General features: G+C 65.8%; 17 protein-coding genes. 9 read left to right on the forward strand and 8 right to left on the reverse strand.

The window, feature by feature from the left end:
* The 4 genes from OKA11_RS15520 (at position 1) to OKA11_RS15535 (ending at position 5,595) form a co-directional block, all read left to right on the forward strand.
* Positions 1-1,329: a CitMHS family transporter gene (locus OKA11_RS15520; RefSeq protein ID WP_288806271.1), complete on the forward strand. Its 1,329-nt coding sequence runs from the start codon at positions 1-3 to the stop codon at positions 1,327-1,329.
* A 74-nt stretch (positions 1,330-1,403) separates the two neighbouring features.
* Entirely contained in the window at positions 1,404-1,571 is a 168-nt protein-coding gene (locus OKA11_RS15525; protein ID WP_267221905.1) for a hypothetical protein, read from the forward strand.
* Positions 1,568-2,221: a YjbE family putative metal transport protein gene (locus OKA11_RS15530; RefSeq protein WP_267221906.1), complete on the forward strand. Its 654-nt coding sequence runs from the start codon at positions 1,568-1,570 to the stop codon at positions 2,219-2,221. Before OKA11_RS15525 ends, OKA11_RS15530 begins: the two co-directional genes overlap by 4 nt.
* A 1,163-nt stretch (positions 2,222-3,384) precedes the next feature.
* Positions 3,385-5,595 (forward strand): TonB-dependent receptor, encoded by a 2,211-nt coding sequence (locus tag OKA11_RS15535; RefSeq protein WP_267221907.1) that lies wholly within the window; start codon positions 3,385-3,387, stop codon positions 5,593-5,595.
* Positions 5,596-5,648: 53 nt separating this feature from the next.
* Here the strand turns inward: OKA11_RS15535 and OKA11_RS15540 are convergent, their stop codons facing one another.
* From OKA11_RS15540 to OKA11_RS15560, 5 genes are all read right to left on the reverse strand, one after another.
* The gene (locus OKA11_RS15540) at positions 5,649-6,338 is read right to left on the reverse strand and encodes a glutathione S-transferase family protein (RefSeq protein ID WP_267221908.1); all 690 of its coding nucleotides are present in this window, start codon (positions 6,336-6,338) and stop codon (positions 5,649-5,651) included.
* Entirely contained in the window at positions 6,335-7,732 is a 1,398-nt protein-coding gene (locus tag OKA11_RS15545) for an LLM class flavin-dependent oxidoreductase (RefSeq protein ID WP_267221909.1), read from the reverse strand. The genes OKA11_RS15540 and OKA11_RS15545 overlap by 4 nt, the downstream gene beginning before the upstream one ends.
* Positions 7,733-7,735: 3 nt before the next feature.
* A complete protein-coding gene (locus OKA11_RS15550) occupies positions 7,736-10,144 on the reverse strand; it encodes a TonB-dependent receptor (RefSeq protein ID WP_267221910.1) in 2,409 nt (802 codons plus the stop codon).
* 486 nt (positions 10,145-10,630) lie between these two features.
* Positions 10,631-11,443: an anti-sigma factor gene (locus OKA11_RS15555; RefSeq protein ID WP_267221911.1), complete on the reverse strand. Its 813-nt coding sequence runs from the start codon at positions 11,441-11,443 to the stop codon at positions 10,631-10,633.
* Entirely contained in the window at positions 11,440-11,937 is a 498-nt protein-coding gene (locus OKA11_RS15560; protein ID WP_267221913.1) for an RNA polymerase sigma factor, read from the reverse strand. The genes OKA11_RS15555 and OKA11_RS15560 overlap by 4 nt, the downstream gene beginning before the upstream one ends.
* 86 nt (positions 11,938-12,023) lie before the next feature.
* Here OKA11_RS15560 and OKA11_RS15565 point away from each other — a divergent pair, with 86 nt between their 5' ends.
* From OKA11_RS15565 to OKA11_RS15575, 3 genes are all read left to right on the forward strand, one after another.
* The gene (locus OKA11_RS15565; RefSeq protein ID WP_267221914.1) at positions 12,024-13,283 is read left to right on the forward strand and encodes a S8 family serine peptidase; all 1,260 of its coding nucleotides are present in this window, start codon (positions 12,024-12,026) and stop codon (positions 13,281-13,283) included.
* A 131-nt stretch (positions 13,284-13,414) separates the two neighbouring features.
* Positions 13,415-14,245 carry a hypothetical protein gene (locus tag OKA11_RS15570; RefSeq protein WP_267221915.1) on the forward strand — a complete coding sequence of 277 codons (831 nt, stop codon included), beginning with the start codon at positions 13,415-13,417 and terminating at the stop codon, positions 14,243-14,245.
* Positions 14,246-14,478: 233 nt separating this feature from the next.
* Positions 14,479-15,054, forward strand: coding sequence for a TetR/AcrR family transcriptional regulator (locus OKA11_RS15575; RefSeq protein WP_267221916.1), 576 nt, complete (start codon positions 14,479-14,481; stop codon positions 15,052-15,054).
* Positions 15,055-15,073: 19 nt separating this feature from the next.
* Here OKA11_RS15575 and OKA11_RS15580 read toward each other — a convergent pair whose 3' ends face one another.
* The gene (locus OKA11_RS15580; RefSeq protein WP_267221918.1) at positions 15,074-16,441 is read right to left on the reverse strand and encodes a carbohydrate porin; all 1,368 of its coding nucleotides are present in this window, start codon (positions 16,439-16,441) and stop codon (positions 15,074-15,076) included.
* A 129-nt stretch (positions 16,442-16,570) separates the two neighbouring features.
* Entirely contained in the window at positions 16,571-19,027 is a 2,457-nt protein-coding gene (locus OKA11_RS15585; RefSeq protein ID WP_267221920.1) for a glucose/quinate/shikimate family membrane-bound PQQ-dependent dehydrogenase, read from the reverse strand.
* A gap of 411 nt (positions 19,028-19,438) precedes the next feature.
* Between OKA11_RS15585 and OKA11_RS15590 the strand changes: the two genes are divergently transcribed.
* Together OKA11_RS15590 and OKA11_RS15595 are read left to right on the forward strand one after the other, a co-directional pair.
* Positions 19,439-21,817, forward strand: a complete 2,379-nt coding sequence (locus tag OKA11_RS15590; protein WP_267221922.1) for a sulfite reductase flavoprotein subunit alpha — start codon at positions 19,439-19,441, stop codon at positions 21,815-21,817.
* A 54-nt stretch (positions 21,818-21,871) separates the two neighbouring features.
* Positions 21,872-23,998 carry a TonB-dependent siderophore receptor gene (locus tag OKA11_RS15595; RefSeq protein WP_267221924.1) on the forward strand — a complete coding sequence of 709 codons (2,127 nt, stop codon included), beginning with the start codon at positions 21,872-21,874 and terminating at the stop codon, positions 23,996-23,998.
* A gap of 13 nt (positions 23,999-24,011) precedes the next feature.
* Here OKA11_RS15595 and OKA11_RS15600 read toward each other — a convergent pair whose 3' ends face one another.
* Entirely contained in the window at positions 24,012-24,593 is a 582-nt protein-coding gene (locus OKA11_RS15600; RefSeq protein ID WP_267221925.1) for a CHAP domain-containing protein, read from the reverse strand.
* Positions 24,594-25,005 lie beyond the last annotated feature (412 nt).

The following is a 25,005-nucleotide window of genomic DNA, read 5'->3' on the forward strand; positions in this document are numbered from 1 at the left end:
ATCCATGACAGACATTCGGGGACAATCATGAGTCTCGCCCTTATCGGCTTCCTGATGGTGGCCACTTTCATGACGCTCATCATGACCAGGCGGATGACCCCGCTGGTCGCGCTGGTCGTCGTGCCCACGGCGTTCGCCCTGCTCGCCGGTTTCCACGCGGGCCTTGGCGACATGATGATCGAGGGCCTGACCAAGCTGGCGCCCACCGGCGTCATGCTGCTCTTTGCGATCCTGTTCTTCAGCACGATGACCGATACCGGGCTGTTCGATCCGCTGGTGGGCCGCCTGATCCGGCTGGTCCACGGCGATCCGATGCTGATCCTGATCGGATCGGTGGTGCTCTGCGCGCTCGTCAGCCTCGATGGCGACGGGTCGACCACCTACATCATCACGATGGCCGCCATGCTGCCGCTCTACAAGCGCTACGACATGAACCGGCTCTACCTCGTCTGCCTCTTGATGGTGACGAGCGGGGTGATGAACCTCACCCCCTGGGGCGGGCCGACCGCGCGTGCGGCCAGCGCGCTGAAGCTCGACCCTTCCGCACTGTTCCTGCCGCTGATCCCCGGCATGATCGCGGGCCTTGGCTTCCTCGTACTGCTGGCGATCCATTTCGGCCGCAAGGAACGCCGCCGCATCGGCCGCGTCGAGAAGGCGACCCCGCGCGAGCTGGAGGACTTTGCCGTCTCGCAGTGGCCCGAGGCGCGCCGCCCGAAGATGATCTGGTTCAACGCCGCGCTGGTCGCCGCGCTGCTGGTGCTGCTGGTCTGGGGCGTGCTGCCGCTGCCGATCCTGATGATGCTGGCCTTCGCCATCTCGATGATCGCCAACTACCCGCAGGTGAAGGAGCAGAAGGAGCGCATCGCCGCCCATGCCGGCAATGTGCTGGCGGTCGTCTCGCTGATCTTCGCGGCGGGCATCTTCACCGGCATCCTGTCGGGTACCGGCATGGTCGAGGCGATGAGCCGCGAGGTGGTGAACTTCATCCCGCCGTTCCTCGGCCCCTACATGGCGCCGATCACCGCGCTGATCAGCCTGCCGGGCACGTTCTTCATTTCCAACGATGCCTTCTACTTCGGCATGCTGCCGATCCTGGCGGAAGCGGGCGCGCATTACGGCGTGGAGCCGATGGCCATCGCCCGCGCTTCGCTGATGGGCCAGCCGGTCCACCTGCTCAGCCCGCTGGTCCCCTCGACCTATCTGCTGGTCAGTCTTGCCGGTGTGGACCTTGCCGATCACCAGCGTTTCACGCTGGTTCCGGCGGCGCTGTGCTGCCTGGTCATGACGATCGCGGGCATGTTGTTTCTGGCTTTTCCCTTCGTGGGGTGACAGGAGGCGCGCATGACAGGCCCGGACCCCCGCGAACAGATGACTGCGATCCTTCACAGGCGCGCGAACCGCCGGTGATCGACAGTATCGCCAAGCCCGGCCTGACCGGTCTCGGCTGCCCGGGGCGTGAGGACGAAGACAGTCTATCCACCATCGCTGCAGCCGCTTGTCGCTGGAGCTATTCCGATTTCCTCGTGGCGACCGCGCGCGGCGCCTGGACCAACAGGACTATTTTCGCATGATCGACTTGTGGCAGCACATCGTTGCCGATTTCTCCAACCTCGGCTCGCCGGCCGCGCTTACCGCGTTCGGGCAGGTCGTGCTGATCGACGTGATGCTGGCGGCGGACAATGCCATTGTTGTCGGCGCGCTCGCCGCCGGCTTGCCTGCGGCGATGCGCCGCAAGGTGATCCTCATCGGCGTGCTGGCCGCGCTGGGGCTGCGTATCGTCTTTGCTCTTGCCGTCACCCAGTTGATGCAGTTGGTCGGTCTCGTCTTTGCGGGTGGGCTCCTGCTGGTTTGGGTGGCCTGGAAGATGTGGCGCGAGCTGCGCGTCGAGGCGGGCGAGGGCGATGAGGCAGACGTCGTTAGCGCGACCGTGCCGCGCTCCTTCGCCGCTGCGGCATGGGCCGTGGCGCTCGCCGATGTCAGCATGAGCCTCGATAACGTGCTCGCCGTGGCCGGTGCTGCCCGGGAACATCCGGGCATCCTGGCCATCGGGCTGATTCTTTCGGTTGCGCTGATGGGCCTTGCCGCGAATGCCCTCGCCCGTGTGATCGAGCGGTATCGCTGGATCGCCTATGTCGGTCTTGCGGTCATTCTTTGGGTCGCGGGCAAGATGATCTGGGAGGGTCTGTTCGATCCCGCCCAGGGCCTTCTGGCTCTGGTCTGAGCGCTGGTCTGAAGTCCTGAAAAAGCAAGCGCAGCGGGCGTTATGCCCGCTGCGCCGCTTGAGCCGTTGGGGGGGCAAGGCGGCTCAAATCGGGATCGTTTCCAAAAGGTATGGAAGGTCCTGCAGCAGGGGAAATTCTGGTGCAGCACGCCGCGCACCCGGACAAGCGACCGGGCAGGGCGTGGATACGCTCGGAGACGCCTGCGCTTTCGTGGCCATTGCCGGAACCCTCGCAAAGCCCGTTCGGGCGTGGAATGCACACAGCATCGGCTACGCGCACATGCTTTCCAGAGCGGCTCGCGATCCGGTCTTATCGGATTCACTGCTCCAGGATTTTGATTTTCCGCTTTTTTCGATTCATCAGGTGTATTCACCTACTTGAGAATCGCGTAAGTCGTTATTCATAAGTTATTTTGATAATGTGATGAACCATTTTTGAAAAGTTCATCCGATCAATGCTGTTGTCGCAACACAAAATGTTGTTGCGGTTTATCAAAACTCTGTGAATCTCGATGCTGTCTATAGCTGTGAGCTGAGGAATATTTTCCCCGCTCTGCCCGATGCGTCTGAAAGCAAAGTTGCCTATCAGTTGGCGGGTTGTCAAATGGGCCAAATTGCGCACTGCATTCTTAGCGTGCGTCTCGAAAATACCGGAAAACGGGGCGCAGCGTCTGGCAGGCAAGCCCTATCCGCGCCGGATGCCGGGGGGAGGGCATCCGGCGGGTGTGGCTGCATATAGCCAGCCGCACGGGCTTCAGCTTGGAAGCGCGATGTTCTCTTCGTTGCGACCCGAAGGAGATATGACGATGCGGTTCCAGCATCCGTAATGTTCCCTGGGCCGTCGGCCCAATCACAATTCATCGGTATTCCATAAAGCCCCCTTATGGCCGGGGCGTGCAACCGTCGCGCGTGGAGGCGAGACTCGCCGCGATTTTCGAGGATTCGTTCGAGGCGGCACGGACACGGGAGCCGTGCCGCGACCTGAAGCGCGGCAAAGGGCTCAGTGCCATTTTCGAAGTCCCGCATTTCCAGCGTGATGCGCGGTTGGCGGCACGGCCGCGTCCCCCGCTTGACGGCACCTGATTCTCCCACTAATTAGAATAAGCATTCCGGTTTTATATAAGGTGCGGCCAGCACGGTACGCGCCGGTATGGGAGAGAGAAATGAGACTGGCATTCGTGCTTCTTTCGACGTCGGCGCTGGCCGTGCCCGTAATGGCCCAGGCGCAGGCGGCAACCGACGCGCCTGCGACCCAGGAAGCCCAGCAGCAGGAACAGGGTTTTGGCGAGATCATCGTGACCGCCAACCGCACCGCATCGTCGGCGCAAGACACTCCGATCGCGCTCAACGTCTATTCGGGCGACGCCTTGCGTGACGCCGGAGTCTCGTCGGTGCGTGATCTCGCCGCCATCGATCCCAGCGTGAACATCTCGCCGTCGGCAGGCGCTGCCTATGTCGCCGTGCGCGGCATCGCGTCCACCGACGTGACCGAAATCGGCGACCCTTCGGTGCCGATCGCGCGGGACGGGTTCTACACCAACCGTCCGTTCTCGATTAACGCCTCGATGTACGACCTTGCCCGCATCGAAGTGCTCAAGGGCCCGCAGGGCACGCTCAACGGCCGCAACTCCACCGGCGGCCTGATCAGCCTGATCACCAACCGTCCCGCGTTCACCAATGGCGGCTACAGCACGGTCGAAGTCGGCAACTACGGCACTTTCAACGGCGAGATGGGCGCCAACCTGGCGCTCAGCGATCACTTCGCGGTGCGCGCGTCGGGCACGTTCATCACGCATGACGGCTATCGCAAGCTCGACGGACCGGCCAAGGAGGGTGACGACGAGAACTTCGCCTCGGGCCGTATCCAGGCACTCTACAAGAACGGCGGGTTCTCGGCCTGGGTGTCCTACCAGCACGATTCCCGCAGCGTGAACGGCGATGCGCAGCTCAAGTCGACCCTGGGCGGCCCCAAGCCCTCGTTCAAGGACCTCGATGCGTTCCCCAACAACACGCCCACCTCGACCCGCCTCGAGGGTGACCGTATCCGCTGGGAACTGGCCTATGCGACGCCGGGCAATCTCAACTTCGTCTATGCCGGCGGCTACGATAAGCAGCACTGGACCAACGTGCTCGATGCCACCGGGCCGTCCTATCCTGCCAACCGCCAGTTCCGCCAGAGCGAGACGCCCAAGACCTGGAACCACGAGTTCCGCGTCAGCAACGATTCCGCCTCGCGCCTGTTTGTCCAGGCAGGCTACTTCCGCTTCGAGGAAAACAATACCGTCGATTCCGGGCTCTACAACCTGGACATGACCGGAGACTACGCTGTCGGCGGTCCGCTTGAGAGCTTCGGTCAGCCCGATCAATACGGCATCAAGTTCGACTACAAGATCAAGACGCGTTCACAGGCGGTATTCGCCCAGGCCGAATACGATCTTACCGATCAGCTGGAGCTGAGCGTCGGTGGCCGCTACACCTGGGACAAGAAGTCGCGCGCGGGCCAGGCCGTGCTGTTCCTGCCTGCACTGGCCAGCCCCTTCGCGCCGGCGCTGACCCTCACGACGCCGGGTGACGGCAAGCTCAGTGAGAACCAGCCGACCTGGCACGTCGGCCTGAACTATCGTCCGTCCGCCAATTCGATGATCTATGCCAAGTACGACCGCGGCTACAAGTCGGGCGGGTTCAACTCGAACGGCAGCGCGGCCTCGGTGCCTTATGGGCCGGAAAAGCTCGACGCCTTCGAACTGGGCACCAAGAACTCGTTCATGGGCAACACGCTGCAGGTCAATGCCGACGTGTTCTATTCGGACTACAAGGGCTATCAGGCCTCGCAGACGTCCGGCGTGATCAGCGGCGGCAGCGGCATCTTCAACGTCGGCAGCGCGAAGATCCTCGGCGCCGAGGCGGAAGTGAAGGCGCTGCTGGGCGAACACACCCGCGTGGGCATCAACGCCGCCTACCTACACACCAAGTTCGGTAGCGGCATCGTGGCCAATGACGGTGACGGCAACCCCGTCGACATCAGCGGCAATCGCCTGCCCAATGCACCGACCTTCACCACCACCGCGTCGATCGACCAGGACTTCGCGCTGGCCGGCGGCAAGGTCACTGCACACCTCGATGGCAAGTATTCGTCGAGCTACTACTTCTCGGTGTTCAACGTCGAGGACATCAAGACTTCGTCGTTCTTCATGGCCAACGCGTCGCTCAGCTACGAACCGGAAGTCGGCGGCTGGAAGGTACAGGCCTTCGTGCGCAATATCTTCGACAAGAACGTGCTGGCCTATGCACAGCAGAACTTCGTGTCCTATAGCGATAACTACCAGTTCCAGCCTCCCCGCACTTACGGCGTGCGGGCAAGCGTGAACTTCTGATGATCTGATCGAGGCGGCGCGCAACCGGGGTGTTGCGCGCCGTCATTCACCTCTCAAACGCGGGCCTCTGTATCCAGCAGCGCCTTGGCGCGGTCCGGGAAGGGGAGCGGGCCTTCGAAAGCCCTTGCGGCGCGTACGCTCGCGCGTGCCTCGAAACGCTCCGAGAAGCGGGCGAGGGCATCGAGTCCGGCCAGTGCCTCGCCGAAATGTGGCAGATAGCTGACAAATACGCCGAGATAGGCATCGGCAATCGTGAAACGATCCCCCACCAGCCAGTCATGCGCGGTCAGGCGCTGTTCGAGCGGCGCATAGGCTTCGCGCAGGCGCTGGCGGGCAGCCTTGCGGATACCCGCGTGTGCGGCAGGATCGTCGGAATAGAGATGCGGGCGATTGCCCACGCGCTGGGCGGCGCCGTGGATTTCAGAATTGATGTAGCCGATCCACGACTGGATCTCGGCACGCTCGATGGTTCCCACCGGGGCGAACAGCTCCGTGCCGGGGGCCAGGTCCGCGAGGAGGGGCAGGATCGCGCTGTTTTCGCCGATCACCTTGCCATCGGCGAAGCGCAGCGCGGGGATGCGGCCATGCGGCGTCAGCGCCTTGAGATTGTCGCCGTCGGGGCCGAGCCGCAGCAGCACGACGTCGATCGGCAGCGCCAGTTCGCGGATCACGACATGGGCAGGCAGGCTGGTGGCACCGGGCGCGGCAAGCAGTTCAAGCGGCAGTTCGGCGTGCTGGGTCATGCATGGCTCCTTCGGTCGGTGAGCGCAGGGCCGGGTGCGCTGTCGGCGGCGCCGTCGGCGGAGAAGCCGTCCGCCGGGCGGGCAAGGCCAAGGTTCTCGCGCAGCGTGCGCCCCTCGTATTCGTGGCGGAACAGACCGCGCCGCCGCAGTTCGGGCAGGACCAGTTCGATCACGTCGTCGAGGCCCTGCGGGAAAATCGGGGCGAGGATGTTGAACCCGTCCGCAGCGCCGCTCTCGAACCATTCCTCAAGCTGATCGACGACTTCGGCCGGCGTGCCCACCAGCACCAGATGTCCGCGTGCGGCGGACATGCGCGAGACCAGTTGGCGTACCGTAAGTCCTTCTTCCAGCGCGAGGTCATAGAACAGCTTCTGGCGGCTCTGCCAGCCTTCGGTGAACGGAGGCGGGGGCGGCGGCGCGTCGAGATCGGCACCGGTCAAGTCCCACTCGAGGAAAGTCCTGATACTCTGGAGGGCCCCGCCCATGTCGACAAAGTCGTGAAGCCGCGCGAGTTTGGCCTCGGCCTCTTCGCGCGTCGGGGCGACGTAGATGGTAACGCCCGGCAGCACGAGCACATCGTCGCGGGCACGGCCCAGCGCTTCGGCCTTGTCCTTCAGCCCTTGCACGAAGGCGCGCGAGGCAAGGCGGCTCTGCTGGGCGGTGAAGACCAGTTCGGCGGTGGCCGCGGCGAGCTTCTGGCCGTCTTGCGACGAGCCAGCCTGCACGATGACCGGATGGCCCTGAACTGGCCGGCCGGTCTGCAAGGGACCGCGCACGCGGAAATGCTCGCCCTCGTGGTTCACGAGGCGCAGCTTTGCCGGATCGTAGAAGCGGCCGCTGGCCTTGTCGGCGATCACCGCGTCATCGGCGAAGCTGTCCCACAGCGCCTTCACCACTTCGACATGCTCGGTAGCGATCTGGTAGCGGTTGTCGTGGCTGAGCTGGCGGTCGAGGCCGAAGTTGGCCGCTTCCGCGTCGCTGCCCGAGGTCACCAGGTTCCACCCGGCGCGCCCGCCCGACAGCTGGTCGAGCGCGGCGAACTTGCGGGCGACATGGTAAGGCGCAAGGTAAGTAGTGGAAACCGTGGCGATCAGGCCGATGTGGCTGGTGTGCGTCGCCAGCGCTGCAAGCAGCGTCAGCGGTTCGCCGGTGTAGACCGGCGGTGTATAGGCGATGGTCTCGGGCGAGCTGCCGAACAGCGCCACGTTGTCCGCCAGGAACACCGCGTCGAATTTGGCCGCCTCGGCCTTGCGGGCAAGGTCCAGCCAGTAGTCGAAGCGGAACGGTGCCTGCGGGTCGACATCGGGGTGGCGCCATGCGGCGGCGTGGTGGCCGACGCCGAACAGGAAGGCGCCGAGGCGCATCTGGCGGCGGGGTCTTGCTGTGTCTGTCATCGGTCAGAACTTTCGCGAGATGGTGATGCCGTAGGTGCGCGGATTGCCGAAGACTTCGGTGATCGGCGCGGAGGCCGAGGCCGAGGAATAGGCTACGGCGTAGCGTTCGTTGGTGAGGTTCTTGACCCAGACCTGTGCGGTGAAGCTGTTGTCCTGCGTACGCAGGCCGATACCGGCATTGGTGAGCGCCACCGCGTCCTGCCAGCCGTAGATCGAGCGCGGGTTGATGAGCGCGACCTTGCTTTTCCAGCTGGTGTTGACGTAGCCGGTGAGCACCCAGGTGTCGTCGATCGGCTGGTCGAGGTCGATCCCGCCCTGCAGCGTCCATTTGGGGGCGCCGACGATCTGGTATCCGGTCAGGCTGAGCGGCACCGAGGCGCCGCCGTTGGCGACCTGATACTCGACCGGTGCCGGGGCATCGTCGTAATCGAGGTACTTGGCGTCGTTATAGGCGGCGTTGGCGTTCAGGCTGAGCGCGGGGACCGGGCGCAGGGCGGTTTCCAGTTCGAAGCCGCGCAGGCGCACCTTGCCGACATTGGCAAGGTAGCTGCCGAAGGTGGCGTTGGTGCTGTCGACCCGGCTCGCCTGATAGTCCTTGATGGTGTTGTTGTAGAGGTTGAGGTTGACGGTGGCCTTGCCGTCCAGCCAGCTGGTCTTGATGCCGCCTTCGAAGTCGGTCGACTTTTCCGGCCTGGTGATGACGAGGCTGGCCTGCGAGGCGGTGGCCGAGGTATTGGCGGCGCCCGACTTCTCGCCGTAGCTGGCCGAGGCATAGAGCAGCACGTTGGGCGTCACCTGCCAGGCGGGATTGACCAGCCAGGCGAAGGACCCGCGGTTCACCGAATCCGAGATCGAATAGCTACCCGCCGCGCTGCCCGAGGTGGCGCCGAGGTTGTTGAGCAGGGTGGTGCGGTAGGCGGCCAGCGCCGATGGCAGGGTTGCCCCGCCAAGGCTGTAGCCCTCGACGTCGACCGACTTCTTCTCGTAGGTATAACGCAGGCCGCCGGTCACCGAGAGGGTGGGGGTGACGTGGAAGGTGGCCTGGCCGAAGCCGGCGATGCTGTCGATGTGGAGGTGGCCGTCGCGGTCGTACTCCAGCCCGTCGGTGACCGCGGCGGGCAGCGCGGGCGAGAGGAAGAAGGCGGCGGAATCGGATCCGAAGATCGTGCGCAGGTTGCTGCGCAGGTCCTCGTGCAGGTAATAGGCGCCGATCTGCCAGTCGAGCACGTCGCTCTGCTTCGAGGCGAGGCGCAGTTCCTGCGAGTACTGGTTGACGTCGACGTCGTAGCCGGCGCGGTAGATGTCGTAAGGGGTGTAGTCGCTGTCGTTATAGGGGCGGAAATAGAGGCGCCGCCAGGCCGATACTGACGTCAGGTTCACGCCGCCGAGGTCCCAGTTGATCTCGTTTGACACGCCGTCGGTGCGGGCGACAAGCCGGTCCTGGTTGTTGAGATTGGCGTTGTGCGGCGCGTTGAAGTCGGGCGTATAGCCGAAGGCATTGGCCAGCTTGCTCGACCAGCCGCTGCGGGCAGAGACGACCGCGCCGGTGTTCGGATCGAGGTTCTGCGTCACGTCGCCGATGGCCGGGTAGAAGTTGTTGCGTTCCTGGCTGTCGTAATGCTCGACGATCAGGCGCGAGGAGATGTCGCTGGTAGGCGTGAACAGCAATTGGCCGCGCAGGGACCAGCGGTGATTGTCGAGCAGCTTGTCGCCGTTGTACTGGTTGGTTACCCAGCCGCCGCCATAGCTGTTGGCAAAGGTCAGGCGGTAGGCCAGCTTGTCGGCGATGATCGGGCCGGTGGCGTTCAGGCGGATCTGTGCGGCGTCGTAATTGCCGTAGGTGCCGGTGACGGTGAGCGAGGGATCGAAGCTCGGCTTGGCGGTCTGCACGATCACCGCGCCGATCGTGGTGTTCTTGCCGAGCAACGTGCCCTGCGGCCCGCGCACGACCTGGATGTTCTCGAGATCGACGAAATCGAGCCAGGAGAAGCCGACGTGGGTGAAGAACACGTTGTCGACGATGAGGCCCACGCCGCCCTCGGCGCCGTCGTTGCTGGCGTTGCCGCCAAGACCGCGCACGTAGAGCCCGGATACGCGGGTGTTCTGCTGCAGCGCGCTGAAGTTGGGCACCTTGATGGCGAATTCGCTGACGCGCTCGATGCGCTTGGCGGTCAGTTCCGCGCCCGAGACGGCCGAGATCGCCAGCGGCACTTCCTGCAGGCTCTCCTCGCGGTGGCGGGCGGTGACGACGATGGTGGTGCCCTCATCGCCCGAGCCACTGTCGGTGGCCGGTTCGGCGGCAGGTGCGGCGATTTCCTCGGCATGGGCCACGGCAGGCAGCGACAGCGCGCTGGAGGCGAGAAGCAGTGCGCCGATCTTCGCGTGGTAGCGATCAGCCAGAATATTCGACATCTTCGTGTAAACCCCAAGTCGGGCACGCGCCTGCGCTCCGCCGGCCGCGACTATGCGGGAGGCGGGCATCGCAGGGCACGCGCCGCGCATTCCTTGCGCGGCTGCTGGCCCGTGAATTTGCATGTATCGTGCGGTGCGCCGTGGCCGGCGCACAGGTCGGCGGGGGAGCGGCCCCCGCGCGTCATCGCGGTGTGGTCTAAACCTGGATACGCATCGCATCACCCCTTGCTGGTGGGGAACACGAAGCCTGGCGATGTCGCCTTAGCGTCGCGCGCTTTAGCCGTTGGTGACGCGGAGCAAGCTGCTTCCCGATCAAAAGCCGCGGACTGGAGAAGGGCCTCACGGCAGAACCGTGTGGGCATGACGAGCCAGTATCCCCTCGTCCTGTTTCTCAACTTATTTAATTGACATTGGGCCGTCAAGCGGGCGGTGCCGCTCCGGACCCGCAAGGGCCCAAACCAATTCTATGCCGGGTTCAAGGTGACCTTATCGCCAGTCCTTGGCCTGTGCCGCTTTCTCTTGCGCAGCGTCGAGCGGGTCGCCGGCCATCAGGTCCTGCGCGGCGGCCATCAGGCTGGCCTCGGCAGACCCTGCCTGCCGGTACGCGCCGGTCTGCGCGGGACCGCCCGTCATCGTGCGTTCGAGCAGCCAGTTGCCGTCCTGCTTGCAGGCGATGCCGGACGTGGCAGCCCCGGCAAAGACGCGGCAATAGCGGCCGTCCTGGCGCCTGAAGCTGGCGAGAATGCGCATGTCGGCGGCAGGTTCGGCCGCAGCGAGTTGGCGGTCAAGCCCGCGCGCCAGCGAACCTGAGGCGACCAGCCCTGCGCTTGTCTGGGTGATCGGCCCGCTGCCGCCGTGGAGTTGGGCCCCCAGCATGAGGCCTACCACCAGCGAGGCGGCAATCGCGAAACCCATGCGGCGATCCGCGAAGATCGGCACGCGGGGACCCTTGGCAGCGCGCTTGCGGGCCTTTTCGGCTTCGTCCCGGCGTGTCCTTGCGGCGGCGAGATCGACGACCTCGGCCGGTTTCGGGTGGCCGGCGCTGGTCGCAGTTTCGGGCGCGCCGTGCGCGCTGTCCTCGGCCGCGGTGCGGGCGATCAGCGCGGTCAGGGCAGCGGGCACCGGTTCGTCCGCCACCGGATCGAGCTGGCCGCGCAGGGCGGCGCGCAAGGATCGTTCCGCTTCCAGTCGCCGGGCGAGGGTGGGATCGGCGGCAACCGCGGCTTCCACGCGCGCGGCCGCTTCGCCGGACAATTCGCCGTCGGCCAGGGCCATGAGCTCTTCGGGGGTCACGCTCATGCGGGTTCTCCAAGTTCCTTCAAGAGTGCCTCGCGGCCGCGGCCGAGGCGGGAGGTCAGGGTGCCTTGCGGAATGCCGATGATCTCTGCCGCTTCCTTGTAGGCAAAGCCTTCCACCAGCACGAGCACCACCGCTTCGCGTTGCTCGGCGGGCAGCCGCGCCAGCGCCCGGTCGACATTGCCGAGTTCCACGCGGTTTTCCGCATCGCGGTCGCCCGCCACGCCCACGTTCGCGCCTTCGTCCTCGTGCACGAACGTCTGTGCGCGGCGGCTGCGGGCCCTGGTTTCGTCGATCCACTGGTTACGCATGATCCGGTACACCCAGGCATCGAGCCGCGTGCCTTCCTGCCACTGGCCGCGCGCCACCAGGGCGCGCTCGACGGTCGTCTGGCACAAGTCGTCGGCGTCCGCCGCGTTCTGTGTCAGCCCCCGTGCGAAACGCCGCAAGCGTGGCAGCAATGCCGTCAATTCGTTGCAGAAGTGGTGCGTACTCATCGAAATATCGTTTCCGTGAGGATGAAACGTCCCGATGGCACCGTTTCATCCTTGAGCGCTACCGATTTTTGCTGTGGGAACGAGGAATGGGTCGAAGGTCTGAAATGTGTGCGGGGCTGGCCGCGCTGGTTATGGCGGCATTTGCCGTCCCCGCCGGTGCGCAACTGGGCCTGCCGGGCGGGATTGATCCGCTGGCTGCGATCGATCGCACACGGGGGGCGGTGTCCGGCGCTGCAGAGGACGTGGTGGACCGCTCGCTTTCTGGCGTGTCGTCGATTGTCGGCGATGCCCGCCAACTGGCGCAGGACCGGCTCGGACGGCTGCGCGATTTCGTCTCCGCCCGGCGTGGCAGCGTGGATTGGGATGACCGGCACGAACCGGCCCGTGCAGGCGAATTGCTGCTGCTCGACCCCGATACCGAGAGTCTCGCGCGGGCGGCGGACACGGGTTTTGCGCTGATCGAACGGGGCGAGGTCGAGGGCCTTGGCATTGCTTATGCCCGTTTGGCGACCCCGCAGGGCGAACCGCTTGCGCGCGCCATCGCGCGGTTGCGCCGCGCCTTGCCGGGGCGTGAGATCACGGCGGACCAGTTGCATTTCCCTTCGGGCGGCACCACGACAAGGACTGGCGCAAGCCCTTCCGCAATGGGGTTGCCCACGGGCGGCACGGTGGGCGTGATAGACGGCGGTATAGCCGGATCAGACCGGCTGGCGGGACAAGGCGCCTTTGCCACGGGTGCGCCCAAGGCGAACGACCATGCCTCTGCCATTGCCTCGCTGCTAAAGGGTGCGGGTACGGCGCGGATCTACGGCGCCGATGTCTACGGCACCGATCCGGCTGGCGGAAACGCGCTGGCGATCGCCCGCGCGCTCGGCTGGATGGCGGCGCAGCGGGTGCCGGTGGTCTCGATCAGCCTGGTCGGCCCAGCCAATCCCTTGCTTGCCCGCGCGGTCGGTGCGGCGCGGGCAAGGGGCATCGTGGTCGTCGCCGCCGTTGGCAATGACGGCGCGGCGGCACCGCCGGCCTTTCCGGCATCCTATCCCGGTGTCGTTGCCGTCACCGGCGTCGATGGGCGCGGGCGAGTGCTGATCGAGGGAGGCAAGGCGTCCCATCTCGACTATGCGGCGCCGGGTGCGGACATGACGGCGCTGGTGCCGGGCAAGGGGCGGATCGGCCTGCGCGGAACCTCGTTTGCTGCCCCGCTTGCAGCGGCTCGGATCGCAGCGCGGATGGGGCAGGGCAAAGATGCCGGAGCGGCCTTGCAGGCGGCCAATGGCGAGGCACTGGCGCCGTCGCGGCGGACCGGGCGCGGGGTGCTCTGCATGATCTGCCGAACAGGCGGATAATCCGTATCCTCGAATTTTTTCGCGGCACCGACGGATGAAACCGGACAGGCCATCCGTTCCTCTCTCAGACCCACCGCAAGGCGCTTCGGCACAGCGGCGGACAGGACGAGTAGAGGAAAGGAACCGGAACGATGAAGAGCATCACTCTTGGCAAGGCGAACCTCGGCGCGGCTCTGGCGGCTGTCGCAATCGCCATGGCTCCCGGCGCGGCGCAGGCCCAGCTTCTGGGCGGAGGCGGCGGCGGCCTTGGTGGCAGCCTTGGCGGGGCGCTGGGCGGCTCGTTCGGCGGCGGTATCGGCTCGGTCGGTAGCACGCTGGACGGCATGGGCAGCGCAGCCGGCGACATGAGCGTCACCCGCAGCGCCCGTTCGGCTACCGCGTCGGGCTCGGGCAGCGGCCGGGCCAGCAAGAAGGTGACCACGCCTGCCGTTTCGGCGCCCGATACTTCGGGGGCAAGCGACGCCGTTTCCAACGCGCGCACCGCGACCAGCGGCCTTGCCGGTTCGGCGGTCTCGGGCGCAACCTCGCGGGCGGGGGCGGCGCAGGGCACGTTGGGCTCGCTTGCCGGCAATGCAGCGGCTTCGGGGAGCGGTGCGGCTTCGGGCGCGGCGAGTCATGGCGCTTCGGGCACGACCGCGAACGGCTCCGCCGCCGGTAACGGCACGTCGAGCGGCAACCTGACCGCCCCGGCGCTGCCCGATGCCAGCGCCACGGCAAGCGGTGCAGCCTCGCGTCTGGCCGGGGCCGCCGGATCTGCCCGCGATGCGGCGGTGAACCGTGCATCGAACGCCGCTTCTACGGCGCAGGACACGGCTTCGACCGCCAATGCGCAAGGTTCGGGCAGCGGTTCCGGCACCGCCTCGGCCGGAAAGCACAGTGCGGCGGCAGCAGGATCGGGCTCCGGCTCTGCGTCCAACAGCGGCGGCTCGATCAGTCTGAGCGCTTCGGCCAGCGGTAACTGAGCCGGTACAGACCCCCCGCGCACCGTCGTCGCTACTCCCGCAAGGTTCTGACACCCCAAGGTCAGCTGCGCATCAAGGGGGCCCCATCCGACGAGATGGAACGGCGGTGCGGAGCCCGCGAAAGCCTTACCCGGCTTTCGCGGGCTCTTTCTCGTGTTGCCTCCTGCGGTCCGTCGCCGCATAGGCGGGCCGTGGAGCGAGATCAGTCTACCGAGAACAATCGCCGAGAGATCTTGAGGATCGCGACGGCGCACTTTGCCGACAAGGGCTTTGCAGGCGCGCGCGTGGACGAGATCGCCGCCGCTACCGCGACCTCGAAGCGGATGATCTATTACCATTTCGGCAGCAAGGAAGGCCTCTACCGCGCCGTCATGCGCGAGGCCTATCGCGGCATCCGCTCCGCCGAACTCGACGCCGGGCTGGAGGACATGTGCCCGGTTGCCGCGCTGGATCGGCTGACGGCGCTGACGTTCGACTATCACTTCCATCACCCCGAACTGGTGCGGCTGGTGATGGACGAGAACATGCGCCGCGGTCCGCATGTCGGCGCGGTGGATGAGGCGAAGAACGACCTCGTACTGCCGCGCACGCAGGCGCTGATCGATCGCGGGGTTGCCGAGGGCACCTTGCGCGCGGGGCTCGAGGCGGTGGACCTGCATATGACGATCAGCGCGCTGGCGTTCTACTTCGTGTCCAACCGCTACACCTTCCGCGCGCTGTTCGACGTCGATCTGACGAGCGAGGCGGTGGCGGAGCGCCGCAAGGCCCAGGTGGTGGAAACCGTGCGGCGCTATTGCCTCGCGCCGTGAATGGGCGCGAGGCTGATCTTCAAAACGTCATGCGCACCTGACAGCCCAGCGCCAGAGCATTGGGCGTCGAGCGGAAGCTGAACGCGCCCGGCTCGACGATATACTGTACGTCCGGCCGGATCAGCAGCCAGCGATTGGCCTGGAATCCGTAGCTCAGTTCGATGGCGGTCTCGCCCGCGGGCAGCGAGGCGTAGCTGCCGGGGACCGGCGCGGTGTCGACATGGAGGCGCCGCAGGCGCGGGTCCACCACGGCGTGGGTCACGCCAAGACCGATGCTGTCCGCATCGCGGCCCTTGAAGGTGCCGGTCTTGACCAGACCGCCGGCGTACCAGCGGGTGATCTGCCCAGAGACTTGCGGATTGGCGGTGAACTGGCCGAACAGCGAAAGCCCGCGATTGCCGGTGCCCTCGCGCCAGATCATCTGGTCGGCGAGAATGTAGAAGCCGTGGCGCCCCGTAACGGTACCGCCGCCGCCCTGCTTGGTCACGCGCGAGGTGTCGTAATAGAAGCCGATCTTGTAGTGGCCCGGGAGTACCCGGCTGCCCTTCGTCACGCCGGGGTCGTATTCGACTTCGACGGGCAGCACGACGCCGATGGTGCCGCCCGCGAAGGGATCCCAGGCATTGTCCTCGTCGTTGAGGCGCGGATTCACCTGGTAGACGCCGGTGCGCAGGATTACGTCATGGCGCAGTTTGTAGCGCACCGCCGCGCCCCAGCGCGCATTGGGATAGTTGTACCAGCCGCTGTCGCCCGACATTGACAGGGGATGTGCGCAAAAGGCGGCGTTCACGAAAGTGCAGCCGATCGGCATGCCGCCCAGATCGTTGCCCATCGCGAAATAGCCGAGCCGCAAGTTGAGCTTGCCGTCCATCAGGTTCTGTTCCCAACTCGCCTCGGTAAGGCGGGCGTAGTAGCCGCCGGCGGCCTCCTGAATGGGCAGGCGGTTGCCCACGAAGTCGGACGAGATGCCGATGCCGCGCCGGTCGTTGACGGTGAGGTGGATGGTGGCACCCTCGACCCCGGCAAGCCGCTCCATGTCGAAATCGGCACCGAGCCGGACTTGCTGGACGTAGCTGGTGCCGCGTCGCTGTCCGCCATCGACCGCCGAGAAGGTCTCGGACACGTAGTCGCCCCGGACCGTCACGCCTGCCTGCTTGAGCGAGGTGCGCAGTCCGCCCCAGTCGCCGGTCAACGTGGCTCGGCCGCTGGCGGGTGGGGCGGCGGGCTGGGTGGTCGCTGCAGGCACGGCGACAATGGGCGCCGGGACCGGCGCAGGCTGTTCCTCGCCCGCTTCGGTGTCTTCGGCGCGAACCGTGGTCGCCGTGAAGGGCAGGACCAAGGCGAGACCGCCGGCGGCGAGCGTGAGAGTGTGGATACGCTGGGCCAAGGCCCCCTCCTTCCCGCCGCCTTCACCGGCGCGGGTCTATTTGATGTGGAACAGGACGTCCGGGGACGGAGTTGGGAATCCGCCCCCGGACCGGTCACCGGACCGGCGTGATGGAGGCTCCGGGAGCCCTCACTTCAGTGCGTAAGCGATTACGTAATCGCCGCGGTCGGGCGACTGACGCGCGCCGCCGGCGGTGATCACCACGTACTGCTTGCCGGTCTTCGGCGACTTGTAGCTCATCGGGCCGCCCTGGCTGCCGACCGGCAGGCGGGCTTTCCAGACTTCCTTGCCGTTCGCCGCGTTGAAGGCGCGCAAGTAGTAGTCTTGCGTACCGGCGATGAAGACGAGGCCGCCCTGCGTCGCCAGCGTGCCGCCCAGCGTCGGCATGCCGATCGGGATCGGCAGGCCCATCTTGACGCCCATCGGGCCGGTGTCGCGCACGGTGCCGACCGGAACCTGCCACTTGATCTGGCGGGTCTTCATGTCGATCGCGGTGAGCGTGCCGAACGGCGGGGCCTGGCAGGGAATGCCGAGCGCGGAGAGGAAGCGGTCCTTCACCACCGAATAGGGCGTGCCCTTCAGCGGAACGCTGCCCATGCCGGTGTTGATCGCTTCACCGGCGGCGCCGGACTTGCCCTGCTGGGCCTTGGTCTGCGGGAACATCTGCACCCAGAGGCCAAGGCGCATGTCGTTGGCGAAGATCGTGTTGGTGGTGGGATCGATCGAGAGACCGCCCCAGTTCATGCCGCCCAGCGATCCCGGGAAGCTCAGCGACTTGTCGGTGCCGGGCGCGGTGTAGAGCCCTTCGTAACGCATGCCCTTGAAGGCGATGCGGCACAGCAGCTGGTCGAACGGCGTGGCGCCCCACATGTCGGCTTCGGTCAGCGTGCCGGCGCCGATCTGCGGCATGCCGACGGACTTGGGCTGGGTGAGCGCATAGGGCTCGTTCGGGATGTTTGCGGCCTTGACCTTGACGTTCGCCACTTCGGTCAGCGGCTTGCCGGTCTGACGGTCGAGCACATAGAGCTGGCCGGCCTTGGTGCCGAAGACCAGCGCGGGCACGGTCTTGCCGTCCTTCCGGTAGTCGAGGAAGGTCGGCTGCATCGGCACGTCGAAGTCCCAAAGGTCGTTGTGGACCGTCTGGAAGTGCCACTTTTCCTTGCCCGTCGTCGCATCGAGCGCGAGCATCGAGGCGCCGTACTTGTGGTCGAGCGAGGTGCGCGGCACGCCGTAAAGGTCGACCGAGGAACTGCCCACCGGCATGAACACGGTGTTGGACGCCGGGTCGTAGGACATCGCTGACCAGACGTTGGGGGTCGAGCGGGTATAGGTCTGGCCGGGGGCGGGCATGCCGGTCAGCGCCGGGTTGCCCGGATCGAACGCCCAGCGCAGCTTGCCGGTGACGGCATCGAAGCCGCGCATCACGCCGCCGGGCATGTCGGTCTGCACGTTGTCCGCCACGCGCCCGCCGACGACCACCGTGGTTCCCGCCAGCGTCGGCGCGGACGTCAGCTGGTACTGCGGATCGGGCGCATTGCCGAGACCGGCCTTGAGGTCGACGCGGCCACCGTTGCCGAAGTCCGTGCAGAACTTGCCGGTATCGGCGTCGAGCGCGATCAGTTCGGCATTGATGGTGTTCATCAGGATGCGGCGCTGGCACGGCGCGCCTTCGGGCACGGTGACGGCGGTGACGGGCGTGGAGCCGGGCATGGTGGGCTGCTGGACCGGCGCCTTGGCGTCGAAATAGGCCAGGCCGCGGCAGCGGTTCCACACCGAGGCGCGCGCGTCGATCCGGGCCTTCCACTTCTCGCGGCCGGTATCGGCATCGAGCGCGATGACATTGTTGTGCGGGGTGCAGATGTAGACGGTGTCGCCCACTTGCAGCGGGGTATCCTGATCCTCGGCGCCGTTACCGTCGCTGATCGCCACGTCGCCGGTGCGGTAGGTCCAGGCGACCTTGAGGTCCTGCACGTTGTTACGGGTGATCTGGTCAAGCGCGACGAAGCGGCTGCCTCCCGGGGTGTTGCCGTAGGCCTGCCAGTTCTGCTGAGCATGGGCGGGATCGACCGGCACCAGCGCGCTTTCGGTGCCCGTGAAGGGAACCGTGGGATGCGGCACGAACATGCCGGCAAAGCCGGCGGCGGAACCGAATCCGACCACGGCAGCGACGGCCAGAGCGGGCTTCCAGTTGGGAGCGAGCCCTTCGGCGCGGCGCAGCAGGGGATAGGACAGCGCAACGACGGTGCCGCCGACTCCGATTGCCAGCAGGCGCGAGATCAGCGGCCAGAAGGTGAGGCCCACTTCCCACAGCGACCACAGGACGGTGCCGAGGAACACCGCGCCGAACAGCAGTGCTCCGGCGCGCTTGCGGCGGATGAGCAGGACGCCCGAGGCCAGCAGGACGAGGCCGGCGATCAGGAAGTAGAAGCTGCCGCCCAGGCTGACCAGCTTGGCGCCGCCCAGGGTGAAGAAAAGGCCGGCGGCAACGATCACGCCGCCGAGCAGCCAGAGCCAGGCCCTGGTGGCTATTCCGGTGCGGGCTGGGCCTGAGCCCGGTGTACTGACATGCTTGTGTGTGCCTGACATGCGGCACCTCCTCATGTTTCTATGTACGTGCAGGAGTGTGCCGCCAATCGGGGGACGACGGCAAGCCTGCATCGAATGATACGAAGTAACGAGAGCGGTCATGCCGTCATCGAATGTGTGTACCAGTTAGTACACAACGCTTGCGGGCACAAGTTTGACCGGAAATTCGGATCTAAAAATCTGATATATATCGATGTTTTAGGCCGCCTCGCAGGCTGGGGCCGCGAGTCGTTGGGTCGCCACGGCAGGCTTGGGATCGGTTTTGCAATCCCATGTGTTGCTATTGCGAATTGGTTGCATTAATTGCCGCGCCGGTGCGACGGATTCGATGCGGCCCTTAGGAGGCTGTACGGTAGCCGCGCCGGGTTGCGAAAATCGGGGTTTGGGCCCCGCCGATGGGGCACGATCGAGTTGGCGCGCAGGGTACTGTTTCAAATCCACTGGTTCCTCGGCATCACCGCGGGTCTTGTCCTTGCGGTGATGGGAATCACCGGTGCGACGCTGAGTTTCGAGAACGAGATCATGCGGGCGCTGAGCCCCGGCGTTGTCCGACTTGCGCCGGATGGCCGCGCGGCGCTGTCGCCGCAGGAGGTGCTGGCGCGCGTTCAGGCGCAGCGTCCCGGCGAGCGGGTGGAGCGGTTCACGGTTGCCGCGGATGCCGGCAGCGCCTGGGAAGTCCGCTTCGCCGCGCACGAAAAGGGCAAGCGGGGCGAGCGCACCCGTGTCGATCCGCGCGATGGCCGCCTGCTCGGCAAGGCGAGCGGCGAGGGCTTTTTCCAGACGGTCGAGAATATCCACCGCTGGCTGGCCTTGCCCGAGGGACCGCGCGGGATCGACCGCCAGATCACCGGATTCGCCGCGATCTCGCTGCTGTTCTTCGCGCTTTCGGGTCTCTATCTGCGCTGGCCGCGCCGTGCGCTCGACTGGCGGGCGTGGCTGGTGCTCGACTGGCGCAAGAGCGGGCGCAATCTCTACCGCGCGCTGCACGTTGTGATAGGGACTTGGGTGGCGCTGGCCTACCTGCTGTCCGCGCTGACGGGTCTATGGTGGTCCTACGAATGGTACCGCGAGGGCGCGCAATATGTGTTGACCGGCAAGGTGTCGGATGGCGGCCATGAAGGCCGGCGGCCAGCTGGTGGGATCGAAGGCGAAACGGCGCCTGCCGCGACTTCGCTGGCGCGCGCCTGGCCGACACTGATGACGGCGACGGGCGGGCGGTTCGATGCGGTTCAGGTGACGATGCCCGAGACCGGATCGGAGGGACGTTTCCGGGTGCTCCTGCCCTGCGCGCGGCACGACCGGATGACCGACGACTACAGCATCGACCTTGCTGCCGGTCATGTGCTCAAGGCCGAACGCTATGCCGACAAGCCGCTTGGCACTGTTGTCGCCACCAGCATGTACGAAGTCCACCGCGGGGCGATATTCGGCCTGCCCGGGCGTATCGTTATCCTGATCACAAGCCTGACGATGCCGCTGTTCACGGTGACCGGGCTGCTGCTCTATTTCGCCCGCCGCCGTCGCAAGCGTGCGGCACAGGCGGAAGGCACCGCGGGGCTTGCGGGCGCGAACGGTACGACACTGGTCGCCTACGCCAGCCAGACCGGCGGCGCGGAGCGCCTTGCGCGGCAGACCGCGGCGGCCCTCGGCGGGGCAAGACTGGTGCCGCTGGCCTCGCTCGACGAGGGGCAACTGGCCGGTGCGGAGCGCGCGCTCTTTGTCGTGAGCACTTATGGCGAGGGCGAACCGCCGGACACCGTGCGCCGCTTCGCCCGCCAAACCATGGCCGTGCCGCCAAGCGCGGCGCACCTCGATTATGCCGTGCTGGCGCTGGGCGACCGCGAATATGCCGAGTTCTGCGCGTTCGGCCACAAGGTGGACGGCTGGCTGCGCTCGGGCGGTGCGACGCCGCTGTTCGAGACGATTGAAGTCGACGGCGAGGATCCTGCGGCGCATGGGCGCTGGCAGCACAACCTTGCCCTCCTTGGCGCCCGCGAGGATGCCGGGGCCTGGGCCGGCGAGACGGCCCGCCCCTGGCGCCTGGTCGAACGCGAATTGCTCAACGCGGGCTCGGCAGGCGGGCCGGTCTACCGGGTGGCACTGGAGCCTGCAGACGGCAATGCGGCTGAATGGCGGGCGGGCGATATCGCCGAGGTGCTTCCCGGCGGGGCGGTGGAGGGTGCTCCAGTCAGCCACCGCGAGTATTCGATCGCCTCGATCCCCGCCGATGGCCGCATCGAATTCATCGTTCGTCAGGTCACTCGCAGCGACGGCATGCTCGGGCATGGTTCGGGGTGGCTGACGGTCCATGCCGGGATCGGCAGCACGACTGCGATGCGCCTGCGTTCGAACAGCGGTTTTCATACCCCGCAAGAACCTCGCCCGTTGATCCTGATCGGCAACGGTACCGGTATCGCCGGCCTTCGCAGCCACTTGCGACAGGCAGCCTGCAACGGGCAGGGCGGCCACTGGCTGCTGTTCGGTGAGCGAAGCCGGGCCCATGACACGCTGCTCGCCGATGAACTCGAAGACTGGCTGGCGGACGGCACCCTGACCCGGCTCGACCGCGCCTGGTCACGGGATGCCGATTGCGGGCGCTACGTGCAGGACCTGGTTGCCGATGCCGCACCGGACATCGCCGAATGGGCGGACCGGGGCGCGGCTATTCTCGTGTGCGGCAGCTTGCAGGGCATGGCCCCGGCGGTCGATGCTGCTCTGCGCATGGCACTTGGCGAAGACCGCCTCGACGCGATGGCCGAAGCGGGCCTCTACCTCCGCGACATCTACTGATCGCCTGCGGGTACAGGCCCGCAGTCTCCTATGTGTTTTCGAGGATCTCCTCCAATGCTTTCCCCCCGTTTCGTGTCGCACCTGCCCTTGATCCTGCCTGCGCTCGGCATGACCGGGCTCATGCCCGCCCACGCCGAGGAAGCGGCGGAAATCGGTGGTGGCAACGAGGGGGAGACGATCGTCGTCACCGCCCGCGCGCAGACGCTCTACCGCGTCACCGAGACCGAAGTGGGCAAGATCGCCGCCGATCCCCTGGATGTGCCGCAATCGGTGCAGGTCATCAATTCGGATATGATCGAGGACCAGGGCGCGCGCGACATCCGCGATCTCTATCGCAACGTGCCGGGTGTGAGTGCCAACAACTACGCGACCGTCACCTATCGCGGCTTCAGCCAGGACGTGACGTATTATGACGGGCTGCGCGGCGACCCGTTCCAGACCTTCTCGGTCCCCCAACTCTTCACCATCGATCGCGTCGAGTTCCTCAAGGGGCCGGCGGGCATGCTCTATGGTGCCGGTTCGCCGGGCGGCACGATCAACTACGTGACCAAGAAGCCTTCCGATCAGTTCGCCGCAAACATGCGCGCCATCGTGGGCGGGCGCAATCGTTATGGCGGCTCGTTCGACGTGACCAGTCCGCTCGACAAGGACGGTGTGATGTCGGCGCGCGCGGGCTTGTTTTATGAGGACTACGATAGCTACCGCGCCCACGCGAGCAGCCGGACGCTGGTGGCCGACGGCGGGCTCACCGCCAGGATTTCGGACGACACCAAGCTGACGGTGCAGGTGACCGACTACGATCAGGACCTGCCCGGCAACCGCCTGCGCGGCATTCCGATCGACGCGGACGGCAACTTCCTCACCTACCGCAGCTGGAATCACAACGATCCGGGTGACTTCATCCGCTACAACGGCCTCGTCACGCAGGCGCGGCTCGACAGCAAGCTGTCCGATGCGATCTCGTTCAATGTCGCCGGGCGGTGGTTCCGCTACAACGAAGATCAGGAATACCACGAGCCGGTAGCCTTGCGCGATACCGACGGCGACGGCGTGTACGACACCGTCACCCGCGAGTTCCGCAAGCAGCACCGCCATGTCGAAGGGTTGTCGCTGGGCGCCAACCTGGTCGGCAAGTTCACTACCGGCGTGTTCGAGCATACCGTGCTGCTTGGCGGGGATTGGTACCGCGAGGATTCGACCGGCCAGAACTACGCCACCCGCAACGTTTCGGCGCTCTCGCTGATCGATCCCGATTACAGCGATTCCTCCAAGCCCGATCTTTCGGGCGTCACCCCGTCCTACACCGATGCGCGTGCGCTGCGCCGCGGCGTTTACCTGCAGGAACAGCTGGGCATCGGCGAGCATGTCATCCTGGTCGGCGGCGTGCGTCGCGACTGGTTCGATGACAACGATTACATTGCCGGCGACAGTGCCAGTTCGGCCGCCACTACCTGGCGGACGGGCGCGATCTACAAACCGCGCAGGGACGTGTCGCTCTATGTAAGTTGGTCCCAGGCTTTCGAACCCCAAGACGTGTCAGACCAGTCACCGCTTGCCGGCGGCCCGTTCGCTGCTGAAACCGGCAACCAGATCGAGGCGGGCATAAAGACCGACCTGCTGAATGGTCGCATCCAGACGACGCTGGCGGCCTATCGCATCGTTCGCCGCAACGTGCTGCAGATCGACGATAGCCAGGACGCCGTGAACGGAGTCGACCAGTTGGCGCCGATCGGCGAGGTGACCAGTAAGGGCGTCGAGGCCACGGTAACCGCGGACGTAACCCGTGACTGGGTGGTCTCGCTGAACTATGCCTATAATGACACCCGCATTACCGGGACTGCCGAAGGCCAGTCGATCGACAATTCGGTAGGCGATCGTTTTCCCAACACGCCGCACCATCAGGCCGGTTTCTGGACGCGTTACCAGGTGCAGGCGATCGAGACGGCATTTGCCTTTGGCGGCCAGTATGTTTCCGATCAGATCGATCGCTCGGGTGACAGGCTGAAGCCGTTCACGGTGTTCGATGCCACGATCTCGCATGATTTCGGCTTTGCCGAGGTCAAGTTCCGGATCGAGAACATCTTCGACAAGTATTACGCGGTATCCGGCTTCACCGGCGCCAAGGGGGCCTACCTCGGCAATGCGCGAAGCTGGTTCGTGGAGCTGCGGCGCAGGTTCTGAGCGCTGGAACCGGTCAGGAGGCGCTGTTGTCGCTGTCGGCCGCCGCGATTTCGGTGCGGGTGTCGCTGCCCTGGGGATAGATGAACCCGAAGACCGGATTCACGCGCGAACCCAGCGCTCGCGAAGGGGCATACCAGACGCGAACCTCGCTCCAGTCTCCTGCGGCAGAGACGTCTTCGGCCAGAGCGCCATGTTCGATCATGCCGGGTGAAGACCAGTTGGCATGGTCGAGCAGGATGTGGCGCTCGTCGACGACTTTCTGGACCACGGCGACATGGCCGAGCGGCATCGCCGACGACGGCGCCATTGCGACGACCGCGCCAACTCGCGGCACACTACCGCGGCGGTAGATGCCCTTGGCCTGGTTCCACCAGGACCAGGCATCACCGTGGATCTCGATACCCGAATGCTCACGTGCATAAGGAACGCATTGCAGCGGTGCAGCCATGGCTGGGCTTGTTAAGCCGACGGCGACCAGCAGAACCAGCAGGCCGCGGCAAAGCGTTTGGCCTTGTTTGGCGACGACGTTTTTGACGATGGCTCTGGCAACAGAACCCCATGTGCCGTTTACCGGCATGACCCGACCGTTGTTCACGAAAGCTCCCTGGCGACCCGCGATGCTTTAGTAATGAGATAACGTATCTTCTGGAAAGATACCCTGGCTTCGGCTCACCTTGCCAGGACCTCGGTTGAACGAAGCTCCCTGGAAACCTGGGAACTTACCGGCGCGATCACACGCTATGAGGATTCGGACGGTGAGGGGCATGAAGCAATTTCCTGTAGCCGGCGCCACGATCATTCCGTGACCCGAGGCTGCTGCGCGACGGGCGGCCCGTCTATGTCAGAGGGCATTTTGTCGCGGCCGCTTCTGCGCCGCCCAGGTCCTGATGACATGCCAATCCCAGCGGGAGCTGCATGGAAGTCTGGCTCAGGGCTGCCGGCAATGCGGCATGGCCAATTCAGTCGGGGCTGAAAATCCCGAAAACCGGCGTTTTTTGGGAAAGTGA

Origin of the sequence: Novosphingobium clariflavum (genome assembly GCF_026420865.1) — a bacterium.
Lineage (GTDB): Bacteria > Pseudomonadota > Alphaproteobacteria > Sphingomonadales > Sphingomonadaceae > Novosphingobium > Novosphingobium clariflavum.

Coding starts and splice junctions, on each gene's coding strand:
- OKA11_RS15530 (WP_267221906.1), top strand. CDS start 1,568: ATGATCGACTTGTGGCAGCACATCGTTGCCGATTTCTCCAACCTCGGC.
- OKA11_RS15535 (WP_267221907.1), top strand. CDS start 3,385: ATGAGACTGGCATTCGTGCTTCTTTCGACGTCGGCGCTGGCCGTGCCC.
- OKA11_RS15540 (WP_267221908.1), bottom strand. CDS start 6,338: ATGACCCAGCACGCCGAACTGCCGCTTGAACTGCTTGCCGCGCCCGGT.
- OKA11_RS15545 (WP_267221909.1), bottom strand. CDS start 7,732: ATGACAGACACAGCAAGACCCCGCCGCCAGATGCGCCTCGGCGCCTTC.
- OKA11_RS15550 (WP_267221910.1), bottom strand. CDS start 10,144: ATGTCGAATATTCTGGCTGATCGCTACCACGCGAAGATCGGCGCACTG.
- OKA11_RS15555 (WP_267221911.1), bottom strand. CDS start 11,443: ATGAGCGTGACCCCCGAAGAGCTCATGGCCCTGGCCGACGGCGAATTG.
- OKA11_RS15560 (WP_267221913.1), bottom strand. CDS start 11,937: ATGAGTACGCACCACTTCTGCAACGAATTGACGGCATTGCTGCCACGC.
- OKA11_RS15565 (WP_267221914.1), top strand. CDS start 12,024: ATGGGTCGAAGGTCTGAAATGTGTGCGGGGCTGGCCGCGCTGGTTATG.
- OKA11_RS15570 (WP_267221915.1), top strand. CDS start 13,415: ATGAAGAGCATCACTCTTGGCAAGGCGAACCTCGGCGCGGCTCTGGCG.
- OKA11_RS15585 (WP_267221920.1), bottom strand. CDS start 19,027: ATGTCAGGCACACACAAGCATGTCAGTACACCGGGCTCAGGCCCAGCC.
- OKA11_RS15595 (WP_267221924.1), top strand. CDS start 21,872: ATGCTTTCCCCCCGTTTCGTGTCGCACCTGCCCTTGATCCTGCCTGCG.